Source organism: Leptospira dzoumogneensis, from assembly GCF_004770895.1.
Taxonomy (GTDB): Bacteria; Spirochaetota; Leptospiria; order Leptospirales; family Leptospiraceae; genus Leptospira_B; species Leptospira_B dzoumogneensis.
The window spans coordinates 143,233-167,244 of sequence record NZ_RQHS01000019.1 but is presented as its reverse complement, the minus strand read 5'-3'; the positions used below and the strand labels follow the sequence as shown (position 1 = coordinate 167,244).

The 24,012-nt window shown below is 35.0% G+C and carries 21 protein-coding genes; 11 read left to right on the top strand and 10 right to left on the bottom strand.

The features are described from left to right. The first annotated feature begins 2 nt into the window (after positions 1–2). From EHR06_RS14345 to EHR06_RS14330, 4 genes are read left to right on the top strand one after another with little or no spacing between them, the layout of a single operon-like run. Positions 3–1,820, top strand: coding sequence for a transposase (locus EHR06_RS14345; RefSeq protein WP_244288610.1), 1,818 nt, complete (start codon positions 3–5; stop codon positions 1,818–1,820). Next, positions 1,820–2,116 carry a hypothetical protein gene (locus EHR06_RS14340; RefSeq protein WP_135757631.1) on the top strand — a complete coding sequence of 99 codons (297 nt, stop codon included), beginning with the start codon at positions 1,820–1,822 and terminating at the stop codon, positions 2,114–2,116. Before EHR06_RS14345 ends, EHR06_RS14340 begins: the two co-directional genes overlap by 1 nt. Continuing rightward, on the top strand, positions 2,085–2,744 hold the full coding sequence (locus tag EHR06_RS14335) for a hypothetical protein (RefSeq protein WP_135757630.1): 660 nt from the start codon (positions 2,085–2,087) through the stop codon (positions 2,742–2,744). Before EHR06_RS14340 ends, EHR06_RS14335 begins: the two co-directional genes overlap by 32 nt. A gap of 33 nt (positions 2,745–2,777) precedes the next feature. Beyond that, positions 2,778–3,143, top strand: a complete 366-nt coding sequence (locus tag EHR06_RS14330) for a hypothetical protein (protein WP_135757629.1) — start codon at positions 2,778–2,780, stop codon at positions 3,141–3,143. Between the two features lie 30 nt (positions 3,144–3,173). Here EHR06_RS14330 and EHR06_RS14325 read toward each other — a convergent pair whose 3' ends face one another. The 4 genes from EHR06_RS14325 to EHR06_RS14310 are packed head-to-tail and all read right to left on the bottom strand — an operon-like array spanning position 3,174 to position 6,790. After that, positions 3,174–3,914, bottom strand: coding sequence for a hypothetical protein (locus EHR06_RS14325; protein ID WP_135757628.1), 741 nt, complete (start codon positions 3,912–3,914; stop codon positions 3,174–3,176). 55 nt (positions 3,915–3,969) lie between these two features. Next, the gene (locus tag EHR06_RS14320) at positions 3,970–4,515 is read right to left on the bottom strand and encodes a hypothetical protein (RefSeq protein WP_135757627.1); all 546 of its coding nucleotides are present in this window, start codon (positions 4,513–4,515) and stop codon (positions 3,970–3,972) included. Continuing rightward, the gene (locus EHR06_RS14315) at positions 4,512–5,861 is read right to left on the bottom strand and encodes a Kelch repeat-containing protein (protein WP_135757626.1); all 1,350 of its coding nucleotides are present in this window, start codon (positions 5,859–5,861) and stop codon (positions 4,512–4,514) included. The genes EHR06_RS14320 and EHR06_RS14315 overlap by 4 nt, the downstream gene beginning before the upstream one ends. Next, positions 5,858–6,790 carry an LA_3334 family protein gene (locus EHR06_RS14310; RefSeq protein ID WP_135757625.1) on the bottom strand — a complete coding sequence of 311 codons (933 nt, stop codon included), beginning with the start codon at positions 6,788–6,790 and terminating at the stop codon, positions 5,858–5,860. The genes EHR06_RS14315 and EHR06_RS14310 overlap by 4 nt, the downstream gene beginning before the upstream one ends. Positions 6,791–6,960: 170 nt before the next feature. On the opposite strand from EHR06_RS14310, the gene EHR06_RS14305 reads away from it, so the two are divergent. The 3 genes from EHR06_RS14305 to EHR06_RS14295 are packed head-to-tail and all read left to right on the top strand — an operon-like array spanning position 6,961 to position 15,413. Beyond that, positions 6,961–14,082 carry an RHS repeat-associated core domain-containing protein gene (locus EHR06_RS14305; RefSeq protein ID WP_244288609.1) on the top strand — a complete coding sequence of 2,374 codons (7,122 nt, stop codon included), beginning with the start codon at positions 6,961–6,963 and terminating at the stop codon, positions 14,080–14,082. Between the two features lie 9 nt (positions 14,083–14,091). Next, positions 14,092–14,724: a hypothetical protein gene (locus EHR06_RS14300; RefSeq protein ID WP_135757624.1), complete on the top strand. Its 633-nt coding sequence runs from the start codon at positions 14,092–14,094 to the stop codon at positions 14,722–14,724. 38 nt (positions 14,725–14,762) lie between these two features. Beyond that, positions 14,763–15,413 (top strand): hypothetical protein, encoded by a 651-nt coding sequence (locus tag EHR06_RS14295; protein WP_135757623.1) that lies wholly within the window; start codon positions 14,763–14,765, stop codon positions 15,411–15,413. A 129-nt stretch (positions 15,414–15,542) separates the two neighbouring features. On the opposite strand, the gene EHR06_RS14290 is transcribed toward EHR06_RS14295, so the two are convergent. The 3 genes from EHR06_RS14290 to EHR06_RS14280 are packed head-to-tail and all read right to left on the bottom strand — an operon-like array spanning position 15,543 to position 18,591. Next, positions 15,543–16,382 carry a hypothetical protein gene (locus EHR06_RS14290; protein WP_135757622.1) on the bottom strand — a complete coding sequence of 280 codons (840 nt, stop codon included), beginning with the start codon at positions 16,380–16,382 and terminating at the stop codon, positions 15,543–15,545. A 15-nt stretch (positions 16,383–16,397) separates the two neighbouring features. After that, entirely contained in the window at positions 16,398–17,246 is an 849-nt protein-coding gene (locus EHR06_RS14285; protein ID WP_135757621.1) for a DUF4435 domain-containing protein, read from the bottom strand. Further along, on the bottom strand, positions 17,239–18,591 hold the full coding sequence (locus EHR06_RS14280; protein ID WP_135757620.1) for an AAA family ATPase: 1,353 nt from the start codon (positions 18,589–18,591) through the stop codon (positions 17,239–17,241). The genes EHR06_RS14285 and EHR06_RS14280 overlap by 8 nt, the downstream gene beginning before the upstream one ends. Positions 18,592–18,780: 189 nt before the next feature. Between EHR06_RS14280 and EHR06_RS14275 the strand changes: the two genes are divergently transcribed. Both EHR06_RS14275 and EHR06_RS14270 read left to right on the top strand, forming a co-directional pair. Then, positions 18,781–19,440 carry a site-specific integrase gene (locus tag EHR06_RS14275; RefSeq protein WP_135757619.1) on the top strand — a complete coding sequence of 220 codons (660 nt, stop codon included), beginning with the start codon at positions 18,781–18,783 and terminating at the stop codon, positions 19,438–19,440. A gap of 4 nt (positions 19,441–19,444) precedes the next feature. Continuing rightward, on the top strand, positions 19,445–19,882 hold the full coding sequence (locus tag EHR06_RS14270) for an LIC_13246 family protein (protein WP_135757618.1): 438 nt from the start codon (positions 19,445–19,447) through the stop codon (positions 19,880–19,882). Positions 19,883–19,978: 96 nt separating this feature from the next. On the opposite strand, the gene EHR06_RS14265 is transcribed toward EHR06_RS14270, so the two are convergent. From EHR06_RS14265 to EHR06_RS14255, 3 genes are all read right to left on the bottom strand, one after another. Next, positions 19,979–20,401, bottom strand: coding sequence for a hypothetical protein (locus EHR06_RS14265; protein ID WP_135757617.1), 423 nt, complete (start codon positions 20,399–20,401; stop codon positions 19,979–19,981). A 265-nt stretch (positions 20,402–20,666) separates the two neighbouring features. Further along, on the bottom strand, positions 20,667–21,641 hold the full coding sequence (locus EHR06_RS14260) for a hypothetical protein (protein WP_135757616.1): 975 nt from the start codon (positions 21,639–21,641) through the stop codon (positions 20,667–20,669). A gap of 11 nt (positions 21,642–21,652) precedes the next feature. Next, positions 21,653–22,201, bottom strand: a complete 549-nt coding sequence (locus EHR06_RS14255) for an ImmA/IrrE family metallo-endopeptidase (protein ID WP_135757615.1) — start codon at positions 22,199–22,201, stop codon at positions 21,653–21,655. Between the two features lie 210 nt (positions 22,202–22,411). Between EHR06_RS14255 and EHR06_RS14250 the strand changes: the two genes are divergently transcribed. Both EHR06_RS14250 and EHR06_RS14245 read left to right on the top strand, forming a co-directional pair. Next, positions 22,412–23,269: a three-Cys-motif partner protein TcmP gene (locus tag EHR06_RS14250; RefSeq protein WP_135757614.1), complete on the top strand. Its 858-nt coding sequence runs from the start codon at positions 22,412–22,414 to the stop codon at positions 23,267–23,269. Next, complete coding sequence (locus tag EHR06_RS14245; RefSeq protein WP_135757613.1) at positions 23,253–23,972, top strand: DUF5131 family protein; 720 nt, start codon at positions 23,253–23,255, stop codon at positions 23,970–23,972. The genes EHR06_RS14250 and EHR06_RS14245 overlap by 17 nt, the downstream gene beginning before the upstream one ends. The last annotated feature ends 40 nt before the right edge of the window (positions 23,973–24,012 follow it).

Here is a 24,012-nt window from a genome sequence, read left to right as displayed (position 1 = left end):
TCTTGGAGATAGATCTATCTAAGAATTCCGAAAATTCTTGGACTGAGATCCTATCTCTTAGGTTGAATGTTAACAAACCTGCAAAATATTTAACTTTAGTAACTGAAGAGAGTAGGGTAGAAGAAGGTAAAAAGAATACAGAGCGCAATCCTAAGAATTTAAGAAAACATCTCTCCTCTATTAGACTGTATAGAAAGCTTCAATCAGGTATTGATACAGATTTCTATGAAAAAATTACCAAAAAGTTCTTAGATGATTTCTATCCAAAGAAATGTATTAATCCTGCTTGCGAAGAAAGAATCTTAGATAAAGAGATCTCTACTAGACCAGATATAATACGCTGTAGTAAATGCCACCGACAACAGTCTCGTCTTAGTTATACACCATTAATGGGATTAAAACTACCTCTCTATATGTTCGGAGTGGTATTCCATGAATCCTTTTTACAGTTTCCTAAAGTTCTTACAGCAACAGAGATTTCTAAAAGACTTGGAATAGAATACAAGAGTGCATTAACTCTAAAAAGAAGATTCCAGTTATTCTGTTCTGATCAATTACCAAAATATAAAGTTCTTACTTACCAAGCCTTGGAAGAAGAATATAAAGGATTTAAACTAGATCCTAATATAGAAACAGATGTAGCTCCTAAAATGGGCTTAAAACCCTATGTATCTGCTGATTCTTGTGTTTTATACAGTACTAGTCAAAGAGCCAATAAGGGAAGATCCCGATACAGACATGGTGGTCTTACTAGCTCTATATATATGAATAAGAGCCTTGGGGGGAGGCAAATAGGGACTTTGGTACATGGTATCTGTGTACAGAATGGTCCTGCTTTCTTTGAGAGTGTTTCTGATACTAAAGCTAATACAATAGGACCACTGTTAGTAGAACAAATTCCTTATAGCGTACCTCTTTTTACAGACCAAGGTTATCCCTACTTATATAATCTCTACAAGAACCATAGATCGGTAAACCATTCGAGTAAATCTAAAGAGTCTCGTTCTGGTTTTGCTAGAAATAGATTCCAAAAGCATAATGTACATTCTCAAACTATTGAAGGGAATTTTAGACTACTGAAATCATCATTTAGTAGTTACTGTTATATAAAACCAGAATATAGTAAGTTATATTTGGATGAGTTTAGTTTTATTAAGACTGCGAAGTTTTTTGGACTAGATTGTATAACTGAGAGGTGTTTCGGATCTCATTTTTTCTGGGTAAGACGATCTACCGGAGCGGGGTCTGCGACGGTGGTGAGGATTGGACAGGAAAAATATCCCCATAGAAGAAGCACCAAAGAGACTAAAAAATGGCTTTTCCAAGCTATCAAAAATAGGAAATACCAGGAGCTTGAAAATGAAGAAAGGTTAAGGAGGGATAAAGAACAAAACAAATATGTTCTTAACAGTGCTGAAGCTATAAGTCGAAGGAGAAAAACTTTAGCAGGTGAAATGAAGAGGTTTAATGATTTTTGGTCAGATAATCAAAAATCAAAGCACAAAAGAAAGAGAGAGCTAAAATATGAAAACCTCTCTTTCAAAATATGGAACTCAATTCAATATTATAAAGAAACTTCTGGAGAACACCCATCAGTTCAATACATCGCAGATAGATTTAAGCTAGATAAAAGAACTCTTATGATCATCTTAAGGAAATGGCTTAAGTATGGTCTAATTCAAAAGAGAAAGCTCTTTAATAAAGAATCACACGACAGAAGGGTAGATTTCTCTATAGTCCAGAGATCAGATTCTTTGCCACATCTTTTATATACTCAATTTCCACGAATAAAGAACCAACTTCAAAAGGAGGTTCGCTAATGGAAACTGAGAACTATAAATTCGATGCTCCGGAGTTTTATAAGAAATTGGGTTCTCAGAATGAGATATGCTTTCTTACAGGAAGACACTTGAGTCCAGACAGTGCAAGAGCAGAACATATAAAGCCCTTGAGGCTCGGTGGAAAGCATGAATTTCAGAATATTTGTATAGTCTTAGGACCACTTTCTAAGCTGAAGAGATATCACACCGAAAAAGAGATAGTGGAGATCGCTTTTGATATTGTTAAACATAAGGGGGAGAAGTATGGATTCTCAGCAAGAAGAAAGACTTCGTAAGAAATTTCCTCATCAGTTTGCAGGACAAATAGCAAATAATCTGGAACTGAAATATGCATTCTTCCTCCGGGAAAGAGATAAGCCTCCAGTATTCTATACTTGGGGTAAATGTGCTCAGAAATCCGTAGTGAACTTAGATAGCTACTTAAGGCAATACATGTTGCCGAAACCAAAAGATCCTAAACATGCAGAATGGAATGTTTGTGTTAGAGTAAGCACGAACAGATTAAATGCCTTTTTCAGAAAGCCGAGGGAGAGATTTAGTCTTGAATGGGTCTTGTTGGAGTTTAACAACTTTTCTTCTTTGCCTCCCGAAACTCTTAAGTATGAATATCAATATAAATATTCAGCGAAGATAGAAGTTCAAAAGGTAAATAATCTTAAAGGTACCGCTGAGGATGTAGGAAGGAACATTGAAAATTTTGATTGGGATTATTGTGCTAAGAGGAATTGTATTAATTTAAATTCCTATAGCAGAGAACCAGAAGATGTTCTTGATTATAAATGGAAGAGGACCTATCTGATGAATATAAAAGGAATATTGGGATATAAGAATCCTGAGTGGGATGATAAGGTTAAAAGTATCTGCACTAATTTAAATCGTATAGCAAGGGAAATGAAAGATTAACTTAGCTTTTGATGGTTTTAAACAATTTTGAAAATGAATGATAATTATAACCTAAATAAATTAACATTAGAAATTGAAGATCCTCTTCTAGATAGGAAGGAAGTTATTTTAAATTTCCTTTCCTGCTTCGATAAGCAGATCCTAAAGGTAACAACCTGGGAAGGTGAATCTACTGTAGGAGTTTTTAAGTTTTTCCTAACTGAGGATTTAGAGAATAAGCGAATTATATCCGCTCCTTTTGATTTTGGAGAGGTTCTACTATTTGATACTTACGGAGAAATGCACGTATTTGAGATTGGGGAAATAGGAATGATCGAGGTAATCTCCGATCCGGTTACAATAGCTATTTTCGAAGAACATGAGCTACTTGGCTACTATTCCAATGAGAACGGATATTGAATAACCATCCCACCCAGATAAAGTGAGCCGCTATTTAATTGTGCAATTCCCTTTAGTTAGATAATCCTTAATATTTTCTGGTGGAAATGGATTCTTATAAAGGACTACTCCCTTTGACAGGGATTTCGGCTTTATTAAGACTTTCTCACTTTCAGTGTTATAACTAAATTCGAGTGTAGTCACAAAATTAAGATCTGAAAAATAGTTTCCTCCTGCTTTTGAAGGAGGTTGTGAATCTGTCTCCTTTTTCAGATATTCCATTCCTTCGCATCTTCCTTCAAGGCAGCCAAACATAGCACTGACCGTATAAACTGTCACAGCAGATATAGCTACGAAATTATAGAAATTCTTAGTGGTCCCTTTCCAATTAAAGCAACGAACCTGTTTGGGATAATCCGCAGGTTTCAGCGGGATTAACATTTTGCCGTCAAGCTGTAGATTTAGATTTCTAATTGAGAATGGCTCGGGATCATCTGATTCATTTTCAATTATGATTAAACCAACCAAATAGTCTTGAGATAAATGAATTAAGGCAGATTCTGTATTATCGACAACAAAGTTAGAAAGGAGATGATCTACAAAATCAGAATCTGACTTAAGTAATATGATTTTTCCTTTTATATCGTGATCCGATATCTGAATAACTTTTATAACGTCCAACTTTTCATCTCTGACGGTATCAGGATTAAAAGATATTGATTGTTTATCTCGATCAGGAAGTATGCATTGGGATAGAAGAAATATCAAAATAAAGAAACTTTTTCTTTTCATTTATTTATCCGAAGTCTTGAGAAAATATTATAATTAAAATCCAAAGTTAATAATTTCATTTTCTAATTAAAATACCTAATTGTATAGAAATTATTACTAATAGCCCGATCACTACGTAAAGGATATACTGTCTGATTCCACCGCTTGATGTATTGGATTCTTTTTGAAGATTTTCCCTAATTATATGAAGATCATCTCTAATCTCTTTCAAAAGATCTGTCCATTCAGAATTATTAGTTGGCTTTATATTTGAAGTAACGAGTCTATGATTTAAAGAACTCAACTCCATTTCTGTAACTTCGTTTTGCAATTCTTGATTTAATGACCATTTTTGCAGGGCTTTTTTATAATATTCCCTTGCGATCCTAATGTTACCTTTCTTCCGCTCCTGTCTTGCAATTCCAACCCATGCCTTTGTAAGTAAATATTCTGCCTTCGAGTTTACCGGATTTTCATCTAAAAGAGGGAATATTAATTTTTCTACATCTCTATATTTTTCTTCAGAGAGTAAAATTTCTGCTCTGGAAAGTTCATCTTGATTCTCTGCGGAAATTCCGTAGTGAAGAAAAACTAAAATCGTAAAGAATATAAGGTATTTCATCTATCTATCCGTATTGCTTGGTGTCCGAAACGAGGAATAGGCATTGTGCTTGAGAGAGTGTTCCACGATCCACTTACTGGTGATGCAGAATCTATGGAATAAATAGTATCTAATGGAGTGTTCAAGTTATTCGCTCCACCAAAGACATATATCCTTCTTGTTTCATAAGATATTTGTGATGCAGGAGCATAAAGAGATTGGGGGAGATCTGGACCCGCTGAAAATGATGTCGAACCTGGCTGATGAAAATCTGTTTTTGCACTCGACGTTAGTGCAGAGATCGGCTCAGAAGTATCTGTCACTATAGATCCACCAATCACACTAAACCATTGGTTATCGGATGGATATAAATCTTTTGGCTCAGGATTTACACAAACTCCCGCTCCACCGGACCTCGCAACATTGATAGATGGTTCACTACTTCCAGTCACTGTATTCGCAGTCGGAATAAAGCCATCGGTTCCAAATTGGACTGATCCATTACTTACAGATCTTCCGCCAGAATAATAGATCACACCGTCAATACTACATCCGGACATGTCTGTTCTTGATAAAATAGAAGAGTTAGAAGTATAAGAGAGCCATTGTCCAGTTGTTCCCAAATCTGGATAAAGTTTCAGAACCGTGTTCAAAGTTGGAGACGTTGTCACCGTTGCCGACCCGCTTCCCGAGATAACGTAAATTTCATCTCCTATAGAACCGGCAATTGCCCCTAAAGAGCTTTGCGGTAGATCTGCCTTAGTGATCCAAATATCATTATAGGGATCATAGGCTTCTACTTTTAAAGAAGTTGAATATACTGATCCCGATTTTTCTAAACCACCGATTATATATATTAGGTTTTTGTGAGAAACTATAGAAGCGAACGCTCTAGGGGTCGGGACACTCGTTATTGTTGGATACCAGGTTGCTGTATTTGCATCAAATAAATCTATTTGAGAAACAGGATTGCCATCGGAACCGATTCCTCCTACTATCCAAATTCCTTGCGTCTTTTCAGGAGAAGCTGAAACCCAAGTTCTAAATCGGATAGGAATGCCATTAGAAAAATTTGGTTTTTCGCAAGATGCAAAAACTTCATAATTGGTTTGAGGACTTAGTCCTGAAATTTCCATTATATGGGTCTTTGCAGACGTTAAGCTTGGAAAAATTCCTGTAGGTCCGAGTAAATATCCTTTAGTTAACCTAGAACACTTCCATAGAATTGTTACATTATTAGGTCCAAGCTTTGTAATTGAAGCGAATTCAATCTTGGAAGATGTTTCATCTTCAATACCCGATAAAACGGAATTTTGACATGCGGATAATAATGAAAGAATTATAAAATAGACTCCAATCCTTATCATAGATAGAGTCCCCAGGAAAAACGAACTCCTACCCTACATAAATTTGAATCGGATTCAATAGCGCACTGAACTTGCGGACCAAGTCGGAAAATATATCGTCCCGGCTTATCCCAATTCCAACCAAATTCCAAAAGAACACTTGGATCAACACCACCTCGACTACGATCTGATGAAGTCCAAGAAATAGAGCTAGCTCCTATCCCAAATAGAATATAAGGTGCTGAATTTCCGAAACTCTTTCCATAGTAGAAAGTTTGACTCCATATTGAAAGTTTACCGTTACTGGAGTTTCCATAGGAGTAATCCGATTGAAATCCAGCGAAAGAATTTTTAATGCCCCAAGATTTCTCAATAAAACCACCTGCTCCATATGTTTGTGGAAACAGGTTAGCCCAAGACCCTAATGATGCATTTCCGGATAATTGAAGTCCAAGTCTCCAATCATTTGAAGATGAAGAGACTAAATATACTTCAGACAATTCTGGCTTTAAATCAAAATTATCGGAAGGATGAATCTTAAGGATTTTAGAGGATTCTAACGAAACGAATCCTTGGTCGGTTTTTAAAACAATAGTATCATGTGCTCTTTCGACCAAAATACCACGTACTTCAGTTCCATCCGATAGAGTTACAATTGTATATGTATAGGAATTTTCTGGACCAATTTTACTTGGATCAATTCTAAGTATATCCTCTTTCGGAATACTATAACTATGACTTTTCCAGGATGTAAAAACTTTCCCATTCTTCTCAGAAACTTCTTTAACTATAAAAGCACTTCCATTTTGCAGGAGAATTTCCGCTGCAAAAACAGGAACATAAGACAAAAGAAATAATAAAACACAAACTCCTGCCGAACAGGCACTAGTTATATTAAGTTTATTGAATGTAACTGTGGATCGAGCGTCTGTTTGGAGCTTAATTCTCAATTCAGTTTTCTTTCCAAACGTTATAGCAATTTCGCATAACGAAAATTTTTAAAAATCATCAATTCCTATTGACATACTTTTTACTTATACTTCACGATACAACTGCAAAAAGCACATGTCTGTTTTAAAAAATGAAATGGTATTATATAAGTCTGGAGTTTTGAGATTTCATGTTAAAAATTCATTCGTTTAGAAAATTTTGGGAACCAAAGAAATTAAAAATGGTTCAAAGATATTTAATACTCCTATTTCTTTTTCCAATACTCTCTGGATTTTCAATCAAATCCATTATTGCCAGCTTAACTGGCAACCTTATCCCTCAAGGATTGCCTAAGTTATCTGCCACTCCTTCAGGCTCATTATCCTCAGATATAGAAATCGTTTTACCTCAAGGAACCAAGGGAATTATACCTCGAATATCTTTATCGTATCTATCCGGAAGTGGCAATGGGATTGTTGGAGTCGGGTGGAACCTAGAAGGGATTCATTTTATTTCAAGAGATTCGAGATTCGGGGTAAAATATGATAGTACAGATGATTTTGTCTCATCGCTTGCTGGACCTTTAGTAGATGTTTCTGGAAGTCGTATAAAGTTCCATTCCAGAAAAGAATCCTGGATTCAATTTATCCCAAGTGGGATATGCGGAGACGGACCCTGTTCGTGGACTGCAACGGATAAAGATGGACTTACATATACATTCGGCTCTACGGCAGATTCTAGAATTGAAGCCTTAAGCAGAAACGGTTCCATAAGAGTTTGGACGCTCAGTCAAGTTCGAGATTCTTTCGGAAATGGCTATAACGTTAACTATATAGAAGATGCCACAAACGGAGAATATTATCCGAAAGAAATTACATATCAAAATCGAAGCATCCAATTCAGTTATGAAGACAGATCCGATTCTTCTCCAAATTATACTTATGGTTCTCTTGTCCAAACAACAAAGCGTTTATCTGAAATAGAAATATTTGTAGATGGTTCTTTGATTCGTGGATATGGCTTGGATTATTCCTCTGGAAATTTGTCAGGAAGATCTATTTTAACTACTTTAAGCAGAGGAGAATCGAACGCTTTTGGATCTGAGGACTACGATGATCTTTCGTTTACATACGGCAGTGACGGATTCAGCTTACAATCTTTATCGGATACCAATTTAAACACTACGACTTCTGTTATGAATTTATTTGTTCCGAGTGGACTTTTAGTATATGCAAACGCATATTTCGGAAATCCTCTTCCAACTCAAGCAACTGCTACAGAAAAAAGACTAGCAGATTATCTACAATATTCGATGAGCATGCCTGTCCCAGAAAGGGATAGTTGTAATTACGGTCCCGCTGCTTGTTTATGCGCCGCTTACGCCCCTTGCTGGGGAGGTAATCAGGTTTTCTTTGAAAACCTAGTTTCTCTCTGCTTAGATTATAATAATTGGGGAGGTCCTACGTACTGCGCTTCAGGTATCCAGTCAGGTCTTACCAATTGGATGTCTATGGATATAGATGGAAATGGAATCCTAGATTTTGCAAGTGTAGTTGGTTCCGAGACTACAAACAGTATCCGTTTGAGAGCTTGGACTGTGAAGAATGGAACCATAGATTCTTCATCGAGCTTCTTAAGTCCTATAATTCCTCTCCATTATAATACATTTTCGCAAGCGGTCGATTTAGATGGGGATGGAAGAACTGATTTTGCCTTTGAAAACGGAGGCAAGCTCAACGTAATTTATTCCAAATCAACTTCTTTCTCAAGTGCAACGTCCTTTTCCAACGTAGCCATACCAGCTGCCAATAGGAATATGACAGTGTTTGCCCCCTATTCCTACTTTTTTGAATATTCCAGCACAAATCCCAAAAGAATGGCAGCAGATAAAGCACCTGCTGATTGGTTCGCGGATATGGACTCAAACGGTCTTGCAGATTTCATACATTACGATGGCAGTAAATTTAATGTTTATTTGAACCAAAAGGGAAGCTTTGCAAATCCGATTCAAATCTCAGGAACTTCTAATTATTTTATCAATGATTTTATTGATATGGATTCCGACGGCAAGTCAGAGTATGTTCGCTTAGTTCAGTATAGTGAAAACGCTCAATATACTGCATTAAGCTCGCAACTAGATGATCTTAACTCCCAAGCTCAAACTATTACGAATACATATAATACAGAAAACAATGTTTTAAACTCGATTATTAATTCAGGTGTATCCAGCGTTTCAAGCAGCGATTTAAATTCGGTAATTGATTATTATTTAAAAGGGTGTACCTACTATATTGCAAGTTTATCACTTAATTATTCAATGGATGATATCGTTCTCGTCCTCAATAGTTCTGGTGAAAACGTAGCCTGTCTCAATACGGATGTAAATTATACAGACATTACACAATTACAAGCTGCTCTCGCAGGTGGAACAATCTTAGCTTCAAATACTTTAACGAATGACTTACAGCTGGTATATGCAAACGAAATTAGCCCAATAAATACACAGATAAGCAATGTACAATCCCAACTAAATACAATCAATGCCAACTCTAACGGAACTATTCGATATCGTTTGGACGTTACGACTTTCGACTTAACTAAAAAAACTTCTGCTACCTCCCAATATGACTTAGGAACGAGTGCAGATCGTCTACAAAGCTTCTTTGGAGATGTAAACTCAGATGGTCTCCCTGATTTTTTAACTGTAGTCGGAACTAAAATTAAAGTTTCTTTAAATACAGGTAACGGATTTGCATCTCAGATTTCTAGTGATCTAAACTTGAGCGATGGAAAGAAGGCAACTCAGTTTAACTTCGGAGATGTTAATGCGGACGGACTTGAAGACGTAATTTTATACAATAAAGATTCCCAAAATGTAGAAAGTTACCTCTCAAACGGTTCAGGCTCGTTAACTTACAATAGCTCTTACGGATTCGGATCTTTCGCTTTAAGTGAACAAACCACAAATGGGGTTTACAAAGCGGACATAGGAAAGCTAACAATCCAAGACACAAATGGAGATGGTTTTGCAGATGCCTTACTTGTTAAACTTTGGATGGATAAGACCCAAGGACATGTTTTTGCAAGAAATAGTAATCTAAAAACTGCCCAAGAGGATGATCTGGTTTCTGTTAGTAACCGCGTACAAACCTCTACAGCAAGTTATACGGCAAAACATCTACATTCAGGAGCAATCCAATCAGGAACGGGAGATTACCCTAATTTGGTAGATAGTTCTCCGGGATTTTTAGTAACAACCTTAAATACAAACCTTGGATCGAACATAACCATCGGAGAAACATTCCAATATTATAATGCAAGATTATATTCCGGAGTTAGGAGTTTAGCAAGAGGTTTGGGTTTTGCAACCTTTACAGAAAAAGATTCTGGAACTGGATTTTATACTATTACAGAATATTTCCAAACTGATTATCGATTAGCAGGAATAGAAAGCACCCAAAGAAGCTATAATTCTTCCGGCAATTTAATGAGAGAGACCATCCAAAGTGGTTTTCAATTCCCAAATCCATATGGAACTGAAATTTCCGCGGCTACTAATATCTCTAAAAGTTCTTATCATAACGGAGATTTAGAAGTAAGTTCCAATGAAGAAATATCTTACGATAACTATGGATTTCCCACAAACCAGATAGAAACAATTGGTAACCATACAGTAATTACTACAAACACATATTCCCACGATACTTCTAATTGGAGGATCGGTAGAACAACTAGGACCAAAAAGACTGTGGATGGAGGTTTGGTACAAGATCAACTTTTTTCCTACTCTGGAGACAGTATAAACTCATTAACCCAATTTCCAGGAAATAGCGTAGAACAAACTTCTACTTTCACTTACGATTCGCTTGGCAATCCAATCACAATTACGAATGCAATTGGAGCTACGACAACATTATCATATGACGCTGCTTTAAGCCTATTTCCATCTCAAAGTATAAATGCCCTTGGACATGTTACAAAGACTGAATATGATATTTCCTTAGGAGTAGAGATATCCAAAACAGATCCAAACGGAGCTAAAAGCTCAAAGACTTATGACCCCTTCGGAAGACTTCTTACTGTTACTTATCCTGGAAATGAGGGTTGGAACGAATCTTACGAATATTCAAATACAGGAAAATATGATTTAAACGATTTATCTTCGAATGAATCCATCAAGAAGATTGTAAGAGATACCACAAGCGGAGTAGAAACTGTAGTGGTGCAATACACGGACCCAATGGGAAAAGTTATTCGAACAATTTCAGATACTGCAACTAGCGGTGTAAACTTGATAGAAGATACTGTTTATGATTACACCAAGGATACTATATCTAAAAAGACAAAACCTTATTTCAGTAATGGGACTCCTATTTGGATCACTTATCAATACGACGATCCAGACTTTAGACTCACTAGAGAAATGACTCCAGACTCGGGAGGAAATATCGCAACCACGATTTCTTATAACGGACTAACGACTACAATAAGTATTCAATATCCCGATGGGCAAACAAAAACGATCGTAACAGTGAAAAACGAACTAGGGCAGGAAGTTTCCAAATCGCAAAATGGAAAAACAATCACAACAACCTATGCACCAAATGGACAACCTTCGATCATTGCAGACCCAACGGGAAAAACCACGACCTTTACATACGATATATCTGGAAGAAGGATCAGCGTAAGCGACCAAAACTCTGGAACTGTGAGTTTTAGCTATGACTTACTAGGGCGAATTTTGAAGCAAACAGACGCTAGAGGGAAAAGCATAGACCTCACCTACGATCCATTGGACAGAGTCCTTACTAAAACTGCAAGTGGTGGAGAAACTCCCGTTACATATACCTATGATGAAAATTCTGTTTCCTATGCTATAGGAAGAACAACAAAGATAATAGACTCTTCTGGATCGACTGAATTTTCTTACAATGCTCAGGGGAAACCTACTCTACAAAAGAAAACCATAGATGATATAGCATTGATTAATGAAATCGAATACGATTCACTTGGACGAGAAACGGATTTGACTTATCCTGATGGAACCAAAGTCCACCAATCTTATTCGTTAAATGGCAACTTGCAAGAAGTCACTATGGATTCAGTAGACGGAACAAGTGTCGGAATCAGTGTTGCAAAATATGAAGGACCAATCTTTGCTGATGGTAGTCCAACATTCCGAAAAATCGCAGGTAATGGAGTTACAACAGATACAGTTATTAACTCGATCAATTTTAGAACTTCTCAATTAATATCTAAAAAAGAAGATGGAACTACTCTTTCCAATCTAAGCTACGGGTATGATGGACCAGGAAATATCTTAACGATTACGGACAATTATAAATCTGTAAATAATCAAACTTTTACTTACGATACATATAACCGAATTACCAAAGCAGTGGGAAATTATGGGACTGAAAACTACGTATATGCTGATAATGGAAATCTAATTCAAAAAGGAGATTATACTTTTACTTATGGTGACTCCAGTCATGTGAATGCAGTTACGAAAGCATACAGCCAAACTTCTGGAACACTCACTTATTCCTATGATGCCTCTGGAAACATGATATTTCGAAATGGGGATGTTCTTTTATACGATACATTCGGAAAAATGAAGGAAGTAGACTTTGCGGATGGAGGAGAAATTGAATACTCTTACAATTACGCTGGAAACCGGATACGAACATTAAATAAGAAAACGAATGCATTTACTTACTATTTTGACGATCTATATGAGATCATAAACGCTCCAGGAGTTCCTTCTAAACATACAGTATACATAAAAGGATTCCAGGGAGAAATTTTAACTCAGATAACAAGAGAAGATGCTGTTCTGGTTACTAAGAATACGGTAGCTAACACTTCTCTCGCATCTGAAATAAGAAGTTGGCTGGATGATGCAGGAATATGTTCCGGGGTTTTGATAGACTGTGAAAAATACTGGAAAAACCGATTCACTTCACCGACTATACAATTATTTACGTATTCTAAATATTTTCATCAAGGAATTCCGACTATTTATACCCGAATCGGGTATATCCTGTTTTTCTTAACCTTGCTTTACGCAGGTTATCCGTTCTTCCTTAAAGGAAACGAAGTCCTTAAGAGAATGAAATACGTAGGGTTAGGATCACCTATTTTACTGCTGTCGGTATTCGGAGTACTTATTCTAGAAGATTGCAATGGAATCTTGGGGACAAAGCATAAGAATGCTCCTTGGTTTTTATTAGCAGGCACATCTTTCAACTCAGATATAACTCCAGTATCTCCAAATCAACCTGGCAAATCAAACTCCTCTAGCAAAGCAGGAACTCCAGCTGTAGGAGCTTATTTTTATCAAACAGATCATTTAGGTTCCACGACTATGCTCACTGACGGATATGGGAACCAAGTAACTGGTCCAGGACAATCCGGTGTTAGTTTTATTTCATATAAACCTTATGGCGAAATCAATTATGCTAATTCTACCGGTCCAGATATTTTCCGTTATAAATTCACAGGACAAATGTCAGATTCAGAAACTGGAATGTATTATTATAAATCACGTTATTATGATGCATTTTTAGGGAGATTTGCTCAGGCAGATGACCGCTTTGATCAAGGAATTAACGGTCTCAATCGCTATATGTACGTAGGCGGAAATCCGGTAAATAGTGTTGATCCAAATGGACATAGCTGGTTAAGTAATTCCTTGAGTAAGGCGGGAAATTGGTTAAAGAAATCTCTTTTTATTAAGTCAATGGGTTTGCTTGACCCTAATCGGATTGATACAGGAGGAGTTGGAAGATCAATACAAGAAAGGACATTTATTTCGCATGATCGTTGGCGACCTTTTGAAAATAGAAAAGTAGGAAAAGATTTTAGAAGAGCCTTTTATCATCCAAGTTCCAAACACGGGTTAGATTATCAAAAGCAAGGCGCAGTTTACGGATATTTACTAACTGGCACTATCGAAGGTGCATATATGGGCTACAAATTAGGCGCATCAAAAAACCAATCGATTGCAGCAAAAAGAGAAAGAAATTTTCAAGTATTAGTGGGTTCTATAGAAATTATCGGAGCTTTGTTTATTGCATATTTCGGTCCAGGTTGGTCATACCCAATTGCAGGTGCGATGGCGTCAGACGGAGGCTCTCGAATTGAAAACAATAAGTCGAATCTTGCAGAAAGTAATTATCAATGTTCATTAACGATAGCTATAAATTACTACGCTTCACAACCTACATATGATTCTTTTGGTAATGTGCAGCCAGGAAGAACCGTCTTTACACAAGATCAAGTTGCAAAGGAATGCTCACAGAGCGATTAATCAAAAATTATGAATTTCAAGAAATTTACTTTAACAATCTTAGCTTTCACCGGAGTTATAAATTGTGCTGTTCCGCAAATGAAACTAAACCCTGCTTTAGCAGAAGTGAAAACTTATAGATCAATAGGGACTATAAATAACATAGAAATTGATGACCTACGAAGTCCCCTAGAGTTTGAAAAAGGTATTACTGCAAAGAATTCAATATCTCCGCAAATTTGGAGCGGCGATACTAATCCAGAAGTTAAAGTATATCTAGAAAATCTCATTACAAATTACATTCAAAAAAGTAATGTTCTGACATTTAACAAGAATGGAGATTTTTATATTAAGGTAAAAATTAACTCATTGAAAGTTGAAAGATCTGTCACAATATATAGATACTTAACATTAGCTTTATTAGATTTTCCAGTCATTGTGGCAAACGTAGACCTTACTGTAGAAATTAAAAAAGGAAAAAATTCATACCCTCCAATAAATATTCATAATACGGAAAAATTAAGTTACTGGGCATACACAGAAACTGGGTGGCAGCAGGTTTCGGACCAGGCGAAGGAGTTATTGGAAAAAGCAGTTAATTCATCCATGACATCTCTATTGGATCAATTAGCTTCACTCGAATTTCATTCTAAACAAAAATAAGTGCATCTTGGATCAAATGAACTAACATGCTTAAATAAATGAAAATATATTTCGTTTTTTCCCTTTTTTCAATATTTCTATTAAACTGTTATAGTGGAGGATTCTTTTATAAAGAAAATCCCAAAATATTACAAAGCGAAAAGACTAATAGTTTAACTATCACACAGGTGATCGACAGCCGACCTAATATTCCGAATGAAAGAAAAAGCTGGATTGCACTTATCCCACTTGTAATCTATGGAACTAACGACATTAATAAAATTGAGGATTCCAAAAGATATAATCTCGGGACTCCTATTTTAAATATATTTAATGCAGGAATTGAAACCGAGTTATCGAAAAAATTCTTATTAATAAAGAATGGGAAAAGAAAAAATCTAAGTCTTGAAGCGAGTTTAAATGGGCTAACGTGTAAAGAAAAATATTTTACATATGGCTTAAGTTTCTTCGGATCAATTCTATATATCTTAGGAGCGCCTGCGTTAAGACTTGAATGCAAAATAGAAGTATCTTTCACCCTTAAAGAAGGGAATAAGATATCTGATCAAATATCGATTACCCATTCCGATTCAAAGTATTCGATTCTTTATACTGACGCAAACTTGAACAAAATTAAGTCGCTTCCAATTGAATTAATTAGCGATATAATGTTCCAATATACCGAGCACCTTCGAACAAAAGGATTTTGAAAGAGTAAATAGAAGATTTTGTGAAGAATTATTTCAGTTGAAGTAACACAACTTAGGGAGATTTTGTATATAAATAGGATGCCCATAGGAAAGGAATCGTTAAAGAGACAGATTGGATGTTATGGGAAGTTAAAAGCCTGCTTCACTGAATGGATTTTTACTGTTATCAATTTTAAAGTTATTAATAATTTTAAACTCTGAACTTCCTTCAATTACTTCTCCAATAACATTCAGACCTGATTGAGTAGTATGGATAAATCTATATTTTTGAAAATCATAAATGTAAAACCCACTTTCAATTTTTCCATTGTGATTAATAGGCAGGATGTCGGAAGGTAAAATACCAGAGAAAACAATTATCCCAGTTTTATTCGTAAGTCGATAAGCAAGAATCCCATTGAATTGCTCATGTATTCTCTCCATCTTCTGAAACTCGGCAGTCTTTATATTATAAGCTAAAATATCACCGACACCTGCAGTTTCATTGACATTTGCAATTGTAAAGTCTTCTACTTTAATTAAAATTTGAGCAAACCTATTTAAATTTTCCTTCGTAAGTATCTTAAATATTCCATTTCCAAATTCTTTCATCCGCTGCAAATCAGATTTCAATTTAGTCTCGATCTTTTTTAAATTCTGTATATTTTTACTAAAATTTGGAGCTTCTGCTCTTTGAAGCCAGCGATTATAAATAGATTCAAGAAATACAAATGAAAAAGACCCAAGTAATTCTAAACCTCTTCTGAACGGAACTAATAATAAGCCTAAGATAATCGGTCGCCATAGAGAGAATTCATTGTTAAATATTTCAAGATCAACGTGAGTCACAATTAAACCTTGAGCAGAAAGATAAGCTAGGCGATAGATTGGATCAAAATTCCAAAATAAAATAGTTAAAGAAATTGTTCCTACTATAGGGGAGCCAACTCTTTTCTTTGCTTCTTCGTATATTTCTCTAAATATATCCATAATGAATTCGAAAAATTAATATGAATTTAGATAATCAAGGATTTCATAAAAATCCTGATGAACAACTTTCATTGCCAAACGTTGCTTTATTACTGAATTATCTGCTCGAAACTTAACTATCTGCCTCATTCTCATCAAAATCAGCCTTAAGAGATAATCTTTTCCAGATATACAATCAATTGGATTAACATTAGACTTAACTACTCGTTCAAAAATTTCCTTACATGAACTTTCAATGTCGGTAGTAGCAATAACCCGTAACATTTCTGAAATTAATTCGATTTTTCTTTTTTCGAATTTTGCTAAGTCAATTATACCATCGCTTGATGATACTAAGTGACTAATAGGATTACTAACGGTAGCTATTCCTATTGAATATTTATGCGAAATTGCAAAATGAACAAAAAGATCAAATAATATTGTTTCATTATTTATTTTCCAATTTTCATAATCAAATAGTTTCTTTAATTGTTCTTTTGATTGCTCTATGTCTTCTTCATCGAGAACTTCAAGAATTGCATTTTCATCTATAAAATAGTTTTCAATGCAATACTTCTTAAGAATAAAAAGCCGAAAAACTCCTGTTGGATTATTTCCCAACAAAAGTTCTAAATCTCCATCAACAATGAATATTTTTTTCCTACTGAAATCAACGTCAGCTTTGCATTCATCAATAACAGATTTTTTACCTCCAAGTGGAAATACTGTATTAACACGGAACGCAGTTTTAAATATTTTAGACAGTAATATCTCATAGAGTTTCTTACTTCCTGGTCCTGTATCCTCGATAAAAACATCAATATCATTGAAAGAAGTATAGAAAACAGCTTTAGCCTTCTTTCCCTTAATACTTCTTTCAAGCATTTTTGCCTACATCTATTGCTTTTTGCTCAAAACCGGCAATGATCTCTGGGGAATGTGTTGCAAGTATTAGTTGATTAGATGAATTCACATTAATTGCTGTGTCTACAAATCGCTCTTGCCATCTTAAATGTAATGAAAGTTCAGGTTCATCTATTATAAAAACGTTGCTCTTCTTTGCATATTCGTTAAGAGAAAGGTGAGCAAATATTATAAGTAACTGTCTTTCTCCAGAAGAAAGTGCTTCTATTTCTGCAAAAGAACCATCTGCACGAATAATTATCAAATGTCCTACAGTATCTATTTCTAATTTTTTTTTCGTATCTAAGTAAAATGAATTAATAGTTTCTAGAAATCTTGTAATCGGTTTATATAATACATCAATTTTTGCTTTATGATCATCTATTACTTTAATAAGTCCTGAAAGTCTTTCAATCTGTGCTTTATTAATAATCCACTCGATATTGAAACCTGGTTGATCTTTACCCACTCGTAAGTTATCAAATAAATTATTTAATTGCGAAAAAAATTCCTCTAAAACCGTTTCTGTTCTTTCACTAGATACACCAATATTAGTTAACGCAGCTTGAATTTCACCTTTTCTCCTTTTTAAATCATTCTTTTCAGTCCACAAAGGGACTTGTCCCTTAAAGTCTTCATCTACATTGAATTTTGCATAATTAAATGAAGAAACAAGAATACTTTCCCGTAATTCTTCCCAATATTTGTCCTCTTCCCTTCGAAGCCGTCGATAAGCATCCTGAATCAAATCTTGCGTTTCAAATAATCCTGCCGCCAACGAACCTTTGAAAATTTTTCGAAATCTATAATTTACGGGAGTCTTCTTAAGATAGTTTCTTTCAACGTAATATTCTTCAGGTTCATTTAGAATATCTTTATGTGTTCTATCTAATCCTAATATCATTGGAGGATTAACATTTGTCAGAAATTTGAAAACATCATGATCCGCATATTTTCTATTGAAATACTCAAAAATTTCTTCCTCCCCCATAGACCTTGCCGAAATGAATTTATATTCATCCGTGCTCTTCATTTGGATCTTCATTTTCCTTTCATTGTTAGATACAATTAACTCTAAATTTTCGTTCTCTTTAAGAGCTTTTACTAATACTTCCTGACCACCATCAGTATAACTCAAAGATACATCTGAGAATGGAATGGATAAAAGATCAGATAAAGAAGGAGTTAAAAGAGCCTGTATTAATTTAATAATAGTAGACTTTCCGCTACCATTTACTCCTGTGAGAAATGTTAAATTTGCATCGAAGTTAATATCGAACTCTAAATAATCATATACTTTGCTTGCTTTAAACTTTGTTATCTTCAAATTTTATTTTCCTCGGATATAGGGAAAACCATAGTACTAATCCATCAACTGCACAGAACCAACACAAAAGTGCAGTCAGAATCGCGGTCAAAACTACCCGTTAGACGCTCGTTGACAAGGGAATTTTTTCTTTACAGATTTTGAATAATACTTATTATATGATATGTACAAATTTGTTTGGGTATTATCATGGCAATGACTGCAAAAATTATCCAGTTAGATTCTGCTCGAAAGAGATCCGGAAAGCCTCCGAGAATTACTGATCAGGAAGGGTCAGCATTTGGAAAAGGTTTAAGTGATCAAACTATGAGAGAACTTAAGAAAAGGTTCTCCAAACCCATCACAGAAACAGAATATCGTAATAGAGCAATTTTCTCTGTAATGTCCCAAACAGGAATGAGAGCGAAAGAAGTAGTTTCTTTAAAGTTTTCAAATATTTTAAGATCACCAGAGGATGAAATACTTATTAAGTATAGAAAAAAGGGCGGTAAGGTAGCGTATTCTCTTCTTACCGAAGAAATTCTTACTCATGTGAGAGAGTATCACTTAAGGTTTGGAATCAAATCCGACTGGTTCTTTCATTCTAGACCAAGAAAAAACCAACATATTAGGAAACCATTATCTAAGAGAGGTTTGCAGTTTACCATAGAGTCCTGGGGTGTTTTCACTCTTAGCGGTCGTCGCATTCATGCACACTCACTGAGACATACCATTGGGCAGAAGGTAATGGAGAAAGCTGGCAGTATAGCTGTTCAAAAGATATTAAATCATTCATCTCCAGTAATATCATCTAAATTTTACCTTAAGCCCTTTCTTTCTTCAGCCACTGAATATTTGAACTGGGACTAAAATTTTGAGTAAAATAGAAGACGATAAGCTTTGGAAACAACTAGATTCCGTGGGAATCGATCATTTTAGAAAGATACAGCTTTTGCTAAATACCTTATATGAAGACATAAGGTTCCATCAAAATAAGGAATTAGCTTACTTTAAAATGAGATTAGTTACGGAGGAGAATATTAAAATATTCATTCAGAAAATGGGTAGTGAGGTTGAGCGCAAGAAGCATTATGAATACTTGATCTATTGTGAAGTAATCTTATTTGATTTCCGAACGGAATGTGAGAATTGGATCCACGTTGATGGAATTCAATTAGAGCGAGACAATTTAAGGAGCAGGGGAATTATAGATCATCCGGCTTTCGAGATTAACTGTGTGACTGACCTTTATTGTAAGTTTTCTAATCCAGTAGAAGAGGATGAAGTTCCGAATATAAATGACTTAAAATAACTTTTACTAATGACAACTTAGCTTCCGCCTTTACTACTTTTCCCGAAGAAGATTAACTTAAACCAATGAAATAACCATTCTTCACTTCGAAACATTTTATAGTCCCTTAATCTTTTTGTTTTCTTTAGACTTTTCTGCGATTACCTTACTTTCGATTCCTTTTTTCTTATTGGATTTTTTCCTTGAGACATTAGTGAGAGCATTTTTCATCTCCGGGGTTATATCGCTTATTTTCGTAAATTCATATAGTTCCATACTTTTTAGATATAAAACAAACTCAGGACATTCTTCTTTTACTGCTTCTATTATTGCCGCTTTTAGATTCTCTTGATTCGAGTAATATTCGGTTCTATATAAAGAACCCTGTATATGTTTAAAAAATCCTAATTCAATTAGGAATGCTTTAAGATCCTTTTGATAAATTGCCGGAATGGTAGATCTATCATGACCGGATACTTCCATGAGCTTGGTATCCAAATCAAAAGAAACAACGAAGATTTTATTTTTACTATTTTTCATCTACTTTATTAGTAGATGATTACTTATTTAATTTTCTAAGATAACGCTATACCACAATAACCCCGAACTTGATAGATACAGAATTACTGAGAATACTATCCAGTTTTCCGAATCATTGACGATTATTTCTTTATTATTATGAACTCACGCTTGAATCAAATCCAAATGCGGACTACGAACATTTCCTGGGGCTAAGGGTTTAGATGTTTTTATACATTTTGGAGCATACGAATATTAGCTAAATTCCTTCGGAAAATAATTAAAGCTAACTCTTTGTTTTCTTCTTTTTTCTAATTCCTCCTCTTTTAATTTTTAAATGAATTTTCTCTGAAAATTCTACTGACTCTTTTCCAGAATCAGAAATAGTTTTTGGAATCTTCTTTTTCTCGTAATCGCCTTTTTCTTTTTCTTGAATTGATTTAATAATCTTGTCATGATCATCTGGTATATCATTGTAATCTGCAAAATTCTGCCGTTTTATGTATGGGATAACTATTGTGTAGGGATCATTTACTTGAGCGATATATTCTAAACAGAAATCCTCGATGTCGCCTAATGATAATTTCTCCTTCTTCAATACCTTAAGTCTGCTTTTCTCGAATGTATCTTGGATTTTTATTGTAAGTATTGGATACGCGAGACCTTTAAATGCCCCTTTCAGAATTTCTTCATTTTCTAAAAATATTCCACCGAGCTTTTTTTCTTCTTTTGATGTCAAAGTATCAGATAAAATATACGCTAACTCAATTGAGATAATTAAATTTCTCGGATCAGAAAATTTTGAAAGGCGAAACCCAACATCTATACTTGGTCCAATATAGTCTCGCTTTACATCACCTTCCTCATCGATAGTAATTTCAGCATTAATAACTGGAAATCCAGCTATCCAAGAAGTCGCTTTTATTTTTAAAGGAAGGTTTCTCTCAGCAAGTTGATCGTGATATTCATTAATCGTCTTATAAAGAGCTAATATAATCTCTTTAGGTTGATTTTTATCTGTGATATCACAGTGGAATAAAATTTCATCACCTGCCGTCTTCCAAATGGTAGGGTAGCAAGTCGCTTTTTCGCCGATATTTTTTCTTAGAAGAAAAGGAACAACTTTATAGAAATTATCAAAAAATTCAAGCCAAGGTTGTTCCTTTCCTAAGCTCCTTTTACTATAAGCGTACTTGAATGAAGTTGAGCCAACGAGATCAATGCTTATGAATAAAGAAAGTTTTGATTCGAACGATTGCAATTTATATTATCTTATAGTAAGCCTAAAGTTTCTAATCTTACTTGCATTGCAGCAATTGATACTTGAAAATAAGTAGCAGTAACACTTAAGCTTTGATATTTTTTAAATTTAGATTTTACTTGGTCCGCAGGCATTAAGAATGCCGCAGCAAACCAATTAGCCTCCCATTCGAGTCTATCACTCCCGTTCCTTTCAACCTGAATGGCGATTTCACCTTGGCGTGAATGTAAAAAATAATGTCCTAACTCGTGAGCTATTGTAAATCTATCCCGAAGAATCCCAGTATAATTAGATAAGAAAATTTCAAAGTCCCCTTCACCATGGACAAGAATTGAGCCGTCCTCGGTAGCTTCTAATTTTTCTGGGTCTAAATAATGAAGCTCACCACCTAATGAATTAATTAAATCTTCAAGATCTGTTTCTGGTTTAAATTTTAATTTCGAAGCGATTCTTTCGGCATATTGACTAATCGCCTGCTTACTTGCATGAATTGGATTTGGTCTATCATATTCTATGTCGGATCTTTTAAAAGGGTGAATGCCACTTTTTCGTCTTCTCATATTGACTCTGCAAATGTATAGTATATTAATAATAGGTTATTCAGCAATATTTTTCTGGCTCAAAATATTCATGCGTCAATTTTATTATGTCTCTTTCGTTTCATATTTTATTCGATTATTAATGAAAATCAAAACATAAATCCATTTTTTCGCCAAATATTTGCCTCATTCTGTCACTTTTTCCCGATTTTCTATAAAGGAGAAGTGGCGGTGGAAAGTAAGAAAGAATTAACGGATGATATCGGGAAATGGTCAGAAATCAAACTAGATATTATCCAGGGTTACGCGTCTCTATTTCAGCAAATCTTAAGTAAAAAATTTACTACAATCTATATTGATGCGTTCGCCGGATATGGCGTTCATAAATCTAAGGAATCCGGTGTAGAAATAGAAGGCAGTCCTCTTCGTGCCTTAAAGGTAAACCCACAATTTATGGAATATCACTTCATCGACAAAGATGCTGATAAAGTCGATCATTTAGAAGCTCTCATAAATCCCTCTGACTATGATAATGTAAGATTTTATACGGGAGACTGTAATCTTGTCCTAAAGAAACAAATACTACCAAAAATTACTTTTGAAAGTTTTAAGAAAGCCTTCTGCGTTTTAGATCCATATGGAATGACATTAGACTGGGATACCGTTTTAGCGTGTGGAAAAACACGAGCAACAGACATTCTTATCAATTTCCCAATTATGGATATGAATAGAAATGCTCTTCGAGCAAATCGAGAAACAGTAACAGAATTTAATGAAGAGAAAATGAATTCATTTTGGGGCAATGATTCATGGAAGAAAATTGCATATCCAGAAACTCAGTATGAACTTTTCGGAGAGGATTCTCCAACTAAAATTAAGGGAACTGTTGATAGAATTCTTAATGAATATCTAAGACGCCTCAAGGAAGAAGCAGGTTTCCAATGCACTTTAAAGCCTCTGCCAATGAAAAATTCAAAAGGAGCAGTTGTCTATTATCTAATTTTTGCAGCCAATCATAGAAAAGCATGTGATGCTATGAGATATTTCTTCCGAAAATATGGAGGGGACGAATATGGCAGTAAAATCTAACATTGAATGGACAGAAGCTACTTGGAATCCTGTAACTGGGTGTACCAAAGTAAGTGCCGGATGTGCAAATTGCTATGCTGAAGTTCTTACACGCAGATTTGAAAAAGAATGGGGAAAATTTTCAGAAGTAAAAATTCATCCTAATCGGTTATCTATTCCTAAACGAAAAAAAACACCAACTACTTTCTTTGTAAATTCTATGAGTGATCTATTTCATAAAAAAGTTCCTACGGAATTTATTTTAGAAATATTTCAAGTGATGCGAGAATGTCCCCAACATATCTTTCAAATTCTTACTAAGCGTCCTGAACGCCTGGTTGAATTAAACTCAGAATTAATTTGGACACCGAATATTTGGATGGGAGTGACCGTAGAAAACAGAAAAGCCTATCCACGAATTGATCAATTACGAAAAACAAATGCAATAGTAAAGTTTCTTTCTATTGAACCTTTATTAGAAAGTGTTTTTGATATTAATTTAGAAGGGATTGATTGGGCTATAGTGGGGGGGGAATCAGGAAGAAATCCTCGACCTATTCAGAAAGAATGGATCATCGAAATTTTAAGAGAATGTAGGGGAAAGAACATTCCGTTTTTCTTTAAACAATGGGGAGGGACCAATAAAAAACAATCTGGTCGTCTTCTTAATGGCAGAATTTACAATGAGTATCCTAAAATATCTAAGCGCAAGAAAGCAATTTAATTAAATTTAAAACCTAACAATTCAGATTCATACATCTATT